Source organism: Citrobacter sp. Cpo109, from assembly GCF_030332565.1.
GTDB lineage: Bacteria > Pseudomonadota > Gammaproteobacteria > Enterobacterales > Enterobacteriaceae > Citrobacter > Citrobacter portucalensis.
In genome coordinates, this window is the sequence record NZ_JAOWHQ010000071.1 from 333,678 (window position 1) to 345,706 (window position 12,029).

Sequence of the window (12,029 nt, forward strand, 5' to 3'; positions counted from 1 at the left end):
CCTTCAGTCAACAGAGGGGGAAATGGCTTCCCGGGTCCACTGCCCGTTAATCAGGCGCAGCAGGTTCAGAGGGTTGTCATCCTGGACAGCAGGCGGAAGCAGCGCGGCAGGCACATTTTGCAGGCATACCGGGCGTAAAAAACGGTCGATGGATTGCGTCCCTACCGAGGTACCGCGAGCATCGGTGGTGGCAGGCCACGGGCCGCCGTGCACCATGGCATCGCAGACCTCAACGCCGGTCGGATAACCGTTAAACAAAACGCGTCCCGCTTTTTCAGTGAGGGCTGGCAGCAGGCGCTGCGCCAGCGGCCCATCATCAGATTCGGCGTGCACGGTTGCCGTCAACTGGCCCGGAATCACGCGCAAAATGGACTGCAACTCCGCCTCATCGGCCACCTCGACCAACACCGCCAGCGGGCCAAACACCTCCTGCTGTAGCAGTGGATCCTGTGCCAGCAGCAGCGAAGCCGGAGCCTGATACAACCGGGCCTGCGCGCGGCCGATAACCGATTCATCAGACCCTGCCAGACGCTGAATATGCGGATGTGCCTCAAGCGCGCTGACACCCTCTTCATAATGGGCAAGCGTTGGGGCATTCAGCATGATCTGTGCCGGTGCCAGGTCAACCGCGACCTTCAGTGCCTGCGTGAAGCGGGACATACCCTCGCCGCGTAAGACAAGGATCAGCCCCGGCTTGGTACAAAACTGTCCACATCCCAGAGTGAAAGAGGACACCAGCTCATTGGCCAGCGTTTCTGCCCGCGTGGCGACGGCCTGCGGCAGAATAATCAGCGGGTTAATGGCCGACATTTCCGCAAAGACGGGGATCGGCTGCGGACGCTGCTGCGCCAGCTGCCAGAGCGCCTTACCGCCGCGCAGCGAACCGGTAAAACCCACCGCCTGAATCGCCGGATGGCGAACCAGATCCGCGCCAATATCGGTGCCGAAAATCATGTTAAAAACGCCCGCAGGCAGGCCAGATGCCGCGACCGCACGCACAATCGCCTGGGCAGTCAATTCCGCCGTCGCCATATGTCCGGGATGGGCTTTCACCACCACCGGACAACCCGCCGCCAGCGCGGATGCGGTATCGCCTCCTGCCGTAGAAAAGGCCAGCGGAAAATTGCTGGCCCCGAACACCGCCACCGGGCCAAGCGCGGTCAGAAACTGACGCAGATCCGGGTGCGGCAGCGGCTGGCGGTCAGGGAGTGCGGTATCAATACGTACGCCAAAGGCATCGCCCCGACGCAACACCCCGGCAAACATGCGCAGCTGATTACTGGTACGGGTGCGCTCTCCCTGTAACCGCGCCAGCGGCAGCGCCGTTTCCTGGTGGGCTATGGCGAAAAAATCCTCGCCGAGCAAATCCAGCTCGTCGGCAATAGTGTCGAGAAAGCAGGCACGCACGTCTGGCGCTGTCTGTGAATAGACCGGAAACGCCTGGTCAGCCGCCTCCGCCGCGGCGGCGGCCTCCTCACGAGAGGCCGGGTAAAAATGGTATCCGGTCAGCTTGCCGTCAGCGGCACGCAGACTTGGCAGCGTCGCCTCACCGCTTGCCACGCGGCGTCCGGCGATAAACTGCTGACCCGAAACAGAGAGGGGTAGCGTCATCATCACTCCTTTACTTAAAGGCCGACATCCGGCAGCTGTGGACGGGTCGCCAGCGCCTTCTCAACAATCGCCACCACTTGCGCACGGGTATCCCCTTCCAGCGCCAGACGCGGTGGACGGGTAATGGCGCTGCCACGCCCCAGCAATTCTTCACAGAGCTTGATGCACTGCACCAGATCCGGGCGCGCATCCAGATGCAGCAACGGCATAAACCAGCGGTAAAGCGCCATCGCTTCCTCATAACGCTGTTGTTTCGCCAGGCGGAACAACGTCTCCCCTTCACGCGGGAAGGCGTTCGACATTCCGGAGATCCAGCCTTCCGCCCCAACGGCAATGCTCTCGACCACCACATCATCCAGCCCAGCGAACAGCACAAAGCGGTCACCAACAGAGTTACGCAGGTCGATAAAACGGCGGGTATCGCCGGAGGAGTCTTTGAAGCAGACGATGTTGTCGCAGTCGGCAAGCGTCGCCAGGATATCCGGCGTCACGTCGTTTTTGTAAATCGGCGGGTTGTTGTACACCATGATAGGCAGGTCGGTAGCTGTAGCCACACTGCGGAAGTGGGCCGCTGTTTCATGCGGTTTTGAGGAATACACCAGCGCAGGCATCACCATAATACCGTCGACGCCCACGCGCTCTGCCTCTTTCGCCATCTTCTGTGCAAACGCGGTGGTGAATTCGGCCACCCCCGCAATGACCGGGATCTGACCGCCCGCTGCATCTTTCGCTACTTCGATAATCTGCAGCTTTTCCTGCGTGGTCAGAGAGGTGTTCTCCCCCACGCTGCCGCACACCACCAGGCCAGAAACACCATCCTTGACCAGATTTTTCATCACCGTGTGGGTGGCATCCAGATCCAGGGAATAATCGCTACGAAACTGGGTGCTGACTGCCGGGAATACACCGCTCCAGTGAATGGCTTTCTTGCTCATGTTCGGTTCCTTGTCGTCAATTTGTTAATTTAAAGTGAATGAATGGTGAATATTCACTGACAGATTGACGTTTCAGGCGACCGACTGCTTGGTGGTTTTCTTCCTCTTTGATGACGAAATTAGCACAGTGAGTGTGTCTTACCCGGCAAGCGTAATGCGAAAATCACGCGGCGTAGAGCCCGTCATCGCCTTAAACTGGCGGCTAAACGCGCTGTGATCGGTATAACCGCACTGCAACGCAATATCGGTAATCGGCGTATCGCCCGCCAGCAGTTCGGTGGCTTTTTCCAGCCGAACTTTGTGGATCATCTGGCGCGGCGTGAGATGAAAAATACGCTTACAGTAGCGCTCAATTTGCGCCACCGACATGCCGCTCAGGGCGGTTAGTTCTTCCATCGCGATGGGACGGTGATAATGGTTGCGGATATGATCGTCGACGATCGCCAGCCGCTGCCACGCCGGGTGACGCGCCTGCGCTTCCTGCAGATCGTGTGAAATCCCCGCCATACCGATGACCTGGCCCTGCGCATCCCGCAGCGCCAGCTTCTGGGTCAAACACCAGCCGCGTTCACGACCGTTGTAGAGATGCATTTCCAGCTGATCGCGTAGCGTTACCCCTTCGCGCAGCACCCGCATATCCTGCTCGGTATAGCCCAGCCCAAGCGCTGAAGGGAAAACATCAGCAGAAGTTTTACCCAGCAGAGAAACCACCGTCTTAAACCCGCAGCGTCGTGCCAGGGTCATATTGACCATCAAATAGCGGGCCTGCACATCTTTGATAAAAAAAACCACATTCGGAATGGCATTGAGCAGCGGCGCAATCAATGCCATCGCATGGAGCAACGTCTGGATATTGTCCGGACGCTGACGCGCCAACCCCTCACATATCTGGCTAAGTTCAGCCACTTCCGGCACCGGCGACGGGGCCCGCACATCATTAATCACACAGGACATCATGCTTCCTCCCGATTAGTGACCTGAATATTTATTAACTTTTTGTTAACCGAGCAAGCATCCTTACTGCGTTTTGCGATCCTGCCGTAGATTTATAACTTCCCCTTTTCCAGCCACTGGCGCGGTTGCCTTTTTTGGTTTACCACACCACTAACGAAATGATTAATAACAAATAAATATGATACCGACTTAACGATGACAGCGGCCATTATGCTGATTTCGTCATTTGCGGTGACGAAAGCGATCAAGCCGGGACGCAAGGCTTGCGTCAGCATTTAGCAACAAAATATTAACTTTCCGGAGATCCTATGACAGCGCAGTACAGTGAACTGAGAGTGATTGATTCTCACACCGGCGGTGAACCCACTCGCCTGGTCATCGACGGCTTTCCGGATCTGGGTACGGGGAGCATGAGCGAGCGTCGGGAGCGCTTTTCCCGCGACTACGACGACTGGCGTAAAGCCATTATTCTTGAGCCACGCGGTAACGACGTTCTGGTCGGTGCATTGCTCTGTGAACCGGTTTCGCCACAGGCCACGGCGGGAGTCATCTTCTTTAACAACTGCGGCTTTCTGAACATGTGCGGTCACGGCACCATCGGGCTGATTGCCTCGCTGGCATGGCTTGGGCGCATTCAACCCGGTAAACATCTGATTGAAACGCCGGTGGGCGATGTGACCGCCACGCTGCACGAAGACGGCAGCGTCTCGGTCGAAAACGTGCCGGCCTACCGCTGGCGTAAGCAGGTACAGGTTGAAACCGTCCACGGTACGGTAACGGGTGATATCGCCTGGGGCGGCAACTGGTTTTTCCTCGTCAACGATCATCCGTTCGCGGTCTCGCCGGAAAAGATCCCTGAATTGACGGAGTACGCATGGGCAATCCGTGAAGGGTTAGATCGTGCAGGCATCCGTGGTGAACATGACGGCATTATCGATCATATCGAACTGTTTGCAGAAGATGATCGCGCGGACAGCCGCAGCTTTGTTCTTTGCCCCGGTAAAGCCTGGGATCGCTCGCCCTGCGGCACCGGCACCAGCGCCAAACTGGCCTGCCTGGCAGAGGACGGAAAACTCAAATCCGGAGAGTCATGGCGGCAGGCGAGCATTATCGGCAGCGAATTTACGGCGCATTTCGTGCCGCATGGCGACAAGATCGTCCCGACGATCCGCGGGGAGGCATGGGTCTGTGGCGATAACAAGCTGATCCTCAATCCTGAAGATCCGTTCTGCTGGGGGATCTCACTGTGATCGAAAGTGACGTCATCGTCATCGGTGCCGGGATTATCGGGGCCGCCTGCGCCTGGCAACTGGCCGCTCGCGGGCAGCGAGTCACGCTGATTGATGACGGCAATGCAGGTGCGACGGCGGCGGGTATGGGTCACCTGGTGTGCATGGATGACGATCCTGCGGAGCTCGCACTCTCCGCCTGGTCTCTGGAGAGCTGGCGCAAACTGACGCCCCGGATGCCGGAAAGCTGTGCCTGGCGCGGATGCGGCACGCTGTGGCTGGCGGAAACGCCGCAAGAGCTTGCGCTGGCAGAAGAAAAGCAACAACGGATGGCACAATACCAGGTTGTCAGTGAAATGCAGACCCGCGATCGGCTTGCCGCGCGCGAACCGCTGCTCACCACCGGGCTCGCTGGCGGGCTGTGGGTCCCCGGCGACGGGATAGTTTACGCCCCAAACGTCGCCCGCTGGTTTATTAACGATGCCGATTTAACGCATCTTCGGGATAGCGCCCTCTCTGTTGATGCCCCTTACGTCACCCTACACAGCGGCAAACGACTGCGCGCGCGCGCCATTGTCGTCGCCAGCGGTCTGGGGGCCAATATGCTGCTGGGTGAAAACTGGCTCAGGCCCAAAAAAGGTCAGTTGGCGATCACCGACCGCTACGGCCCCTTGCTCAGCCACCAGCTGGTAGAGCTGGGATACGGTGCCAGCGCCCATGCAGGCGGTACCTCAGTGGCCTTTAACATTCAGCCACGCCCCACCGGACAGTTGCTGATTGGCTCCTCTCGCCAGTTTGATAACACCGACCGCGAGGTTGACCTCCCTCTGCTGGCACAGATGCTGGCGCGCGCGCGCCATTTTTTACCCTCTCTTGAGGCACTTAATATCATTCGTTGCTGGAGCGGTTTTCGCGCGGCATCGGCTGACGGTAACCCGCTGATTGGCCCACATCCTGCACGTCCGGGTATCTGGCTGGCGCTGGGACATGAAGGACTGGGCGTCACAACCGCGCCAGCAACCGCCGAGTTACTTTGCGCCCAGATCCTTGGCGAGCGCCCGGCGGTATCCCCGGACGCCTGGCTCCCCGCACGCCTGCACAAGCAGGAGGCCATCGCATGACAACCCTGAACGTAATTATCGACGGCCAGAGCTGTGAGGTTCCCGTCGGAATGAGTATTGCAGCAGCACTGGCCCTGGTGGGCAACGGCGTGACCCGTCGTTCTGTGAGTGGTCAACTGCGCGCGCCCTTCTGCGGAATGGGAGTGTGCCAGGAGTGCCGCGTCACGGTGAACGGACACCGGGTGCTCGCCTGCCAGACGGAATGCCAGCCCGAAATGGTGATTGAAAGGAGCCATCATGCAAAGCGTTGACTGTGAGATCCTGATCCTTGGCGCAGGGCCAGCCGGATTGTCGTCGGCGCTGGCTGCCGCACGCTGTGGAAAATCAGTGATAATCCTTGATGACAACCCGCGCCCCGGCGGGCAAATCTGGCGCGACGGGCCGCAGGTCTCACTCCCCCGGCACGCCAGACGGCTTCGTCAGGCGGTAGCTGAACATCCCAACATCACACTGCTGAGCGGTGCCCGGCTAATTGCCCGCCCCACCCCACATTCCGTAGTCTTCGAAACCGCAGACGACTGCGGCGAAATCCGCTGGCAGCGGCTGATTTTATGCTGCGGCGCCAGAGAACTCTCGCTGCCTTTTCCTGGCTGGACGCTACCCAATGTGACGGGGGCCGGAGGCCTGCAGGCGCAGATAAAACATGGCCTGCGACTCAAAGGGGAACGCGTGGTCATTGCAGGCAGCGGTCCTCTTCTGCTGGCGGTCGCCAGTACGGTGAAACGCGCTGGCGGGAATATTGTTGCCATCATCGAACAGGCACCGATGACCGCACTGGCCCGTTTCGCAACCGGGCTATGGCGCTGGCCTGAAAAATTGCGTCAGTTCGGCGAGCTCTTGCCAACCCGCTATCATCCTGCAAGCCAGGTCATCCAAGCGCAGGGTGATACCTGTCTGCAGTCAGTGACCGTGCGCCACCAGGGACAAACCCGGGAGATAGCCTGCGACAGGCTGGCCATTGGCTATGGGTTGGTACCGAATATAGAACCTGGCGCCATCTTTGGCTGCAAAACAGAAAATCAGGCTATTTGGGTCGATACGGATCAACGCACCAGTGTGCAGGATATCTATGCGGCAGGAGAATGCACCGGCTTTGGCGGCAGCGAGCTGGCGTTAGCCGAGGGAGAAATTGCCGGCTACGCCGCCGCAAATTGTCCGCAAAAAGCCCAAAGCGCCATCTCCGCGCGCGCCCGCTGGCAGCGTTTTGCCCAGGCGCTGCATACGACTTTTGCATTGCCGGAGTCGCTAAAAGCCGCGACCACCGCAGATACGCTGCTCTGTCGTTGTGAGGATATTCGTTGTGGCGACGTGCAAAACGCCGAAAGCTGGCAAGCGGCAAAGCTCGCCTCACGCTGTGGAATGGGGGCCTGCCAGGGAAAAGTCTGCGCCACCAGCGCCCGCTGGCTGTACGGCTGGCCGCTGCCGCAGCCGCGCGAACCGCTCTCCCCTGCGCGTATCGACACGCTTATCCATCTAGCAAAACCAGAGGGGTGATGGTCAGGTTTAAAGGCGCCCACTGGCGCCTTTTTTGATGTGGTGTATCCGTAGACCATTTCGTCAAAGGGAATAATTTTATCTTCACCCATATCTATTTCACTCTGTGTTTTGGGAACCGAGCGTCCTATTTCTGCCAAGCATTCAAAAATATAAAGGGAATGTAATGCATGTTTAAAATATGATAAACCCAACAATTCAAATTACCGATATTGCTTTTATTAGTAAGCAGAAACTAGCATAACACCCCAGGAAATAACCTTTTCTCTCCGTATCGTTAGAAAAAATAACACTTACTAAAGCAATGTTTATTTTTATAAAATACCCCCTATGAATAAGCTTGAATAACTTAAAAATAATATGGCGAAAAAAGTTTTTTAATTAATCTGCGAATTCGATAATGAATATTATTTTTAGTGTTGGCCGTAATAGGCACAGCAACGCTTGATTAAGTGATATTTTGCGAGCATCATCGCAATTATTTACCCGAAAATGAAATCAATGACTTCTAGTAAATCCCTGCAACAGGCAATTGCTGACATCACCATCTGGCGTAAAGGCGAACAGCGCGCGCCGCACAAGCCCCTACTGCTGCTTCACGTGCTGGCGGGGTATCAGCAAGGCCATGACCGCCTGTTTGATTACGGTTCAGAAGTTCGCGCCCCCTTGCATAGCCTGCTGGAGCGATTTGGACCACAGCGCGCGCAGTACCGCCCGGATATGCCCTTCTGGCGCTTACAGGGCGATGGATTCTGGGAGCTCCAAAACGCCGAGCATTGCTCAACATCCGGCAGCAGCAAACAGCCCCCCGCCGGAGAACTGGTGACGCATAACGTTGTGGGAGGTTTTGATGAACAGCATTTTGCCCTACTGAAAAAGAGCAAAAACCTCATTAACACCCTGGCACAGCAAATTCTCGAGGCTCACTTCACCGAAAGCATCCAGGAAGAGATCGCGGATGAACTGGGGTTTGATATCCTGCAAATCCGCAAACAGCGGGACCCATTGTTCCGCCAGCAGGTTCTGCGTGCCTATAACTATAAATGCGCCATTTGTGGCTTCAATATGCGCCACGACAGCACTTCGGTTGCCCTAGAGGCCGCCCATATTAAATGGAAACAGCACGGCGGCCCGTGCGAGATTTCAAACGGCCTGGCGCTGTGTGCAATCCACCATAAAGCATTTGATAAAGGTTCGATTGGGCTGGATGAGAGTATGCGAGTTCAGGTGTCACCCGCAGTAAATGGCAGCGGCATGGTGGGCAGACTATTCTGGGATTTCGACGGGAAGGAGATTGCTCTACCGATGATGCGCGAGAATTATCCAAAAGAAGGTTTTGTGGAGTGGCACAGGAAGGAGGTGTTTAGAGGGTGAGTGCGAAGGCCGGACTCAAATCACAACTTAACATGTTAAATATAAAGAATTTATTTACCAAATCTCATTAAAGTGCCCCCATTTGTGCCCCCATCATTTTTTAACCCCCTTCAAACGACAACACATTGATAAGAAAGATTAATAACTTCAAAACATGATCTCCGGTTTGGATCCGTGCTACGGATCCAAACCGGAAGAATGAAGAACCTAAAAAAAACTTTTTTTACGGAAAACTGTTCACACTGTTCACTCGCCATTATTTATGTTTATTTTCAATATTATACGCAGTGAACAGTCCGTGAACAGTGAACACTTTACTGTTCACTTTCCGGGATTTCAGGTAAAAAAAGACCGGCTGATGCCGGTCCGGGTAGGTTATGTCGCGGTGGTTTCATCGCACCGGGGCAGCCAGTCGGCGTTGCTTTCCTCCCTGAGTGCAAGGTTCGTCTGCATCCCCTGATTTGTTCGCCGCTTACCGTAATTCAGCCCGTACTCTTTCAGCATCGATGACAGTCCTTTGCCGAACATGGTCAGGCTGAGTGTGTTCTTGTAGCCGTGCGCCTCCATGTAGACCAGATAGGCGTGATACAGGTACAGGCGCGGCTGTCGCGGGATGATATTCGCATTCCCCATGTACATACCGTCAGGCTCGGGCAGTGCCTCCAGATAGCCACAAAAATCAAATGTCGGGTCGGCGTCGCGCTTGATGCTGAGTGCCTCGTCGGAGTTCTGCTGCGACTGGAGCAGTGTACGCGCGGTCATCGGGTCGCTGAACGTCTGCATGAGCTGGCGCACGATGACGGCCAGCTCCCGGGCGATTTTATCTTTCAGTTTCGGGTCACGCTCTTCCGGGGCAATCTGTTCCGGGAAGTGCATTATCACCCGGCGACGCGACACCCCGCCGCTGCGGTCGGTGAAGCGCATCGGATTGTTGTTTACGGCCAGTATCACTGCCGGAATATGGGTGGAGTATGCATCGCGGTATTTCGGGTCGACGGAGACCGCATCCCCGCCGGTGATGGCCTTGAGTCCTGCCCCGTCACCGCTCCATTTTTCCTGGTCAGGCAGACGTATCAGCGAGAAGCCAATCAGCGCCGCGCGCTCGCGGGGCGACTCCAGCGTCTCGATGGTCGCTGACGTGGCGTTATCTTCTCCGGCGAGCATGGTCGCTATTTCGGCCAGAATACTTTTCCCGCTGCCACCGGGACCGGTCACTTCGAGGAAGAGCTGCCAGTCGTAACGGTTCGCCAGCACCATAAACAGCGCGGCAAGTATCACGTCACGTTTATCGGCGCGCGAACCGGCGGCGCGGTCGAGCCAGCGCCAGAAATTCGGCGCGTGCGTCTCCAGCGTTTCCCCCTCCACCGGCGGGGTGAAATCCACATCGCACAGCGTGCGCAGCCAGTGCGCTTTGCTGTGCGGGCTGAATATACCGCTTTTGGTATCGAGCACGCCGTTGCGAAAGCCAATCAGCCGCCGCGCCGGGGCGTCCTGCTGCGGAATAATCAGTTTCAGGGTGTCCACCACCGAGGCAATTTTCCCCGATGAGAACGGTGCGCGCAGACGCTGGAACAGCCCGGCCACGTCGCGCGCAAAGTCCGACGGCGGAATGATTTTCCAGATTCCCGCCTCATAGCGGGACAGGAGCTGCCCGTTCGCATCCACCGCCAGCGCTTCGCCGTAATGCTCATGCACCCGCATGGCTTTCTCACTGGTGCTCATGGCGGTAAATTCCGCCTCGCTCATGGTGCTGAACGGGCTGTCAGCCGGTGGCCGGATGGCGTCATACATGGCTTTACGCATGGCCTCCCCGCCGTGCTGTGTGTACGCATCATTCCAGTCACCAAACACCGGCGGCAGGGCGACCACGCCCTCGCAGGACTCTGCGGCCGCAGACGCTTTGGTCTGGCCGTCGCCGTTAAGGTCACGGTCGGCGGCGAGGACAATCTGACAGGCCGGATATTTCTGACGGGCAAGGCTCGCCAGAGAAAGGAGGTTCACGGAGGACAGCGCCACCATGACGGTTTCCCCGGTCAGGTGATGCACGGTGAGCGCGGTCGCGTAGCCCTCCGCTATCCACAGCCGTTTTCCCGCCTCTTTTTTCCCGTCGAGAATATGACACGCCCCTTTGACCTGCCCCCCTTTCAGGGTGCGCTTGAGTCCGTCCGCATTAATGAGCTGGACGTTAACCAGTGCGCCGCTATCGTCATACAGCGGGACAACCACATCCCCGGCGCGGTACGTCACGCCGCCGGTTTTATGCAGGGTGGTGAGCGTCAGACATTCCCGGCCGGGGAAGCCCTTGCGGGTGAGGTAGGCATTGCCGGTGGCCGGGCGGGCTTTCTCCGTCAGTTTTACGGCCAGCGCGGCCGCCGCCTTGCGGTCGGCTTCTGTTTCAGCGTCTGCGGCCGCAGTCACCGCCGGGGAAACCGGCGGCAGGTTGCCGGTCACGGCGTTCACCTTCCCGGCCGCCACTGACGGGGTCACGCCGAACACTTTCTCAACCAGTTTCAGACCGTCTCCCGCGCCACACTGGTTACAGAACCACGTCCCGCGCCCCTCCTTATCGTCAAAGCGAAAGCGGTCGGAGCCGCCACACACCGGACAGGCCTGATGGCGGTTTTTGATGACCGTTACACCCAGCGCCGGGAGAATGCGCGGCCAGTGGCCGCACGCCTGTTTTACGGTGTCCGTTACGTTCATTTTCATGGTTATTTTCTCCCTCAGTGCAGTGCCGGTGCGGTGATATGACGGGCGCAGAGTTCATCCATCACGACCAGCCCGAGAAAGGACAGCGACGGGGCGGCCTTGAGTGGTCCGGCTTCCATTAAATCTTCGAGCAGGGCACAGGCAATCTGGCGGCCTTTTTCCTCGCCATGCTGGCGCAGGTAGAAGCCCTCCAGCTCGGTCGCAATGGCACTTTCCAGCGTACTGAGTGTGAGCTGCGGGTAGCGGTGCTGACGTTCGCAAAGGGTCAGCCAGGCACAGGCGACCGCGCGGCGATAAAGCGCAGCGCGCAGAACGGGAGATAATGCGGTTTTCATACATTGCCCTCCCCGGTCAGCCAGCGCTGATTGCAGCGGTCGACCACGCCGTCAAGCCGGGCAGTCATGAGGTAAATCACCGAGGTGAGCTGTAGCTGCTGCGCCGGATTGTGGCGCAAAGAGGTGCAGTCCTGCACCTGCATCAGGTCGCCGACAAGCTGGCCGACATTGCGAAGGTGTTCGAGACATTCAAGGTCTGCCCGGCTGATAGTGGGCTGTTTTATATTCTGCGGCCGTTCCGTACTGTTAACAGGCATTATTTCGTCT

Annotated in this window: 11 protein-coding genes; 5 read left to right on the top strand and 6 right to left on the bottom strand. The window is 57.7% G+C overall.

From position 1 onward, the window contains the following. Window positions 1-3: 3 nt before the first annotated feature. The 3 genes from OGY71_RS22220 to OGY71_RS22230 form a co-directional block, all read right to left on the bottom strand. The gene (locus OGY71_RS22220; protein ID WP_164563331.1) at window positions 4-1,611 is read right to left on the bottom strand and encodes an aldehyde dehydrogenase (NADP(+)); all 1,608 of its coding nucleotides are present in this window, start codon (window positions 1,609-1,611) and stop codon (window positions 4-6) included. Between the two features lie 14 nt (window positions 1,612-1,625). Beyond that, a complete protein-coding gene (locus OGY71_RS22225; protein ID WP_003830108.1) occupies window positions 1,626-2,546 on the bottom strand; it encodes a dihydrodipicolinate synthase family protein in 921 nt (306 codons plus the stop codon). A gap of 138 nt (window positions 2,547-2,684) precedes the next feature. Next, a complete protein-coding gene (locus tag OGY71_RS22230) occupies window positions 2,685-3,500 on the bottom strand; it encodes an AraC family transcriptional regulator (RefSeq protein WP_008786078.1) in 816 nt (271 codons plus the stop codon). A gap of 308 nt (window positions 3,501-3,808) precedes the next feature. Between OGY71_RS22230 and OGY71_RS22235 the strand changes: the two genes are divergently transcribed. The 5 genes from OGY71_RS22235 (at window position 3,809) to OGY71_RS22255 (ending at window position 8,718) form a co-directional block, all read left to right on the top strand. After that, window positions 3,809-4,750, top strand: coding sequence for a 4-hydroxyproline epimerase (locus tag OGY71_RS22235; protein WP_079937204.1), 942 nt, complete (start codon window positions 3,809-3,811; stop codon window positions 4,748-4,750). Further along, on the top strand, window positions 4,747-5,850 hold the full coding sequence (locus OGY71_RS22240) for an NAD(P)/FAD-dependent oxidoreductase (protein WP_164563173.1): 1,104 nt from the start codon (window positions 4,747-4,749) through the stop codon (window positions 5,848-5,850). Before OGY71_RS22235 ends, OGY71_RS22240 begins: the two co-directional genes overlap by 4 nt. Beyond that, window positions 5,847-6,101, top strand: coding sequence for a (2Fe-2S)-binding protein (locus OGY71_RS22245; RefSeq protein ID WP_008786074.1), 255 nt, complete (start codon window positions 5,847-5,849; stop codon window positions 6,099-6,101). The genes OGY71_RS22240 and OGY71_RS22245 overlap by 4 nt, the downstream gene beginning before the upstream one ends. After that, on the top strand, window positions 6,088-7,344 hold the full coding sequence (locus OGY71_RS22250) for an NAD(P)/FAD-dependent oxidoreductase (protein WP_164563174.1): 1,257 nt from the start codon (window positions 6,088-6,090) through the stop codon (window positions 7,342-7,344). The genes OGY71_RS22245 and OGY71_RS22250 overlap by 14 nt, the downstream gene beginning before the upstream one ends. A gap of 501 nt (window positions 7,345-7,845) precedes the next feature. Continuing rightward, window positions 7,846-8,718 carry a phosphorothioated DNA-binding restriction endonuclease gene (locus tag OGY71_RS22255; RefSeq protein WP_126957117.1) on the top strand — a complete coding sequence of 291 codons (873 nt, stop codon included), beginning with the start codon at window positions 7,846-7,848 and terminating at the stop codon, window positions 8,716-8,718. Window positions 8,719-9,093: 375 nt separating this feature from the next. On the opposite strand, the gene OGY71_RS22260 is transcribed toward OGY71_RS22255, so the two are convergent. From OGY71_RS22260 to OGY71_RS22270, 3 genes are read right to left on the bottom strand one after another with little or no spacing between them, the layout of a single operon-like run. Then, window positions 9,094-11,427, bottom strand: coding sequence for a primase-helicase zinc-binding domain-containing protein (locus tag OGY71_RS22260; protein WP_121572215.1), 2,334 nt, complete (start codon window positions 11,425-11,427; stop codon window positions 9,094-9,096). A 14-nt stretch (window positions 11,428-11,441) separates the two neighbouring features. Further along, window positions 11,442-11,762, bottom strand: coding sequence for a DUF5375 domain-containing protein (locus OGY71_RS22265; RefSeq protein ID WP_121572214.1), 321 nt, complete (start codon window positions 11,760-11,762; stop codon window positions 11,442-11,444). Then, complete coding sequence (locus OGY71_RS22270) at window positions 11,759-12,019, bottom strand: hypothetical protein (protein WP_378078887.1); 261 nt, start codon at window positions 12,017-12,019, stop codon at window positions 11,759-11,761. The genes OGY71_RS22265 and OGY71_RS22270 overlap by 4 nt, the downstream gene beginning before the upstream one ends. Window positions 12,020-12,029 lie beyond the last annotated feature (10 nt).

Excerpts from the sequence above, each read along its gene's own strand:
- OGY71_RS22220 (WP_164563331.1), bottom strand. The coding sequence starts at position 1,611 with ATGACGCTACCCCTCTCTGTTTCGGGTCAGCAGTTTATCGCCGGACGC.
- OGY71_RS22225 (WP_003830108.1), bottom strand. The coding sequence starts at position 2,546 with ATGAGCAAGAAAGCCATTCACTGGAGCGGTGTATTCCCGGCAGTCAGC.
- OGY71_RS22230 (WP_008786078.1), bottom strand. The coding sequence starts at position 3,500 with ATGTCCTGTGTGATTAATGATGTGCGGGCCCCGTCGCCGGTGCCGGAA.
- OGY71_RS22235 (WP_079937204.1), top strand. The coding sequence starts at position 3,809 with ATGACAGCGCAGTACAGTGAACTGAGAGTGATTGATTCTCACACCGGC.
- OGY71_RS22245 (WP_008786074.1), top strand. The coding sequence starts at position 5,847 with ATGACAACCCTGAACGTAATTATCGACGGCCAGAGCTGTGAGGTTCCC.
- OGY71_RS22250 (WP_164563174.1), top strand. The coding sequence starts at position 6,088 with ATGCAAAGCGTTGACTGTGAGATCCTGATCCTTGGCGCAGGGCCAGCC.
- OGY71_RS22255 (WP_126957117.1), top strand. The coding sequence starts at position 7,846 with ATGACTTCTAGTAAATCCCTGCAACAGGCAATTGCTGACATCACCATC.
- OGY71_RS22260 (WP_121572215.1), bottom strand. The coding sequence starts at position 11,427 with ATGAAAATGAACGTAACGGACACCGTAAAACAGGCGTGCGGCCACTGG.
- OGY71_RS22265 (WP_121572214.1), bottom strand. The coding sequence starts at position 11,762 with ATGAAAACCGCATTATCTCCCGTTCTGCGCGCTGCGCTTTATCGCCGC.
- OGY71_RS22270 (WP_378078887.1), bottom strand. The coding sequence starts at position 12,019 with ATGCCTGTTAACAGTACGGAACGGCCGCAGAATATAAAACAGCCCACT.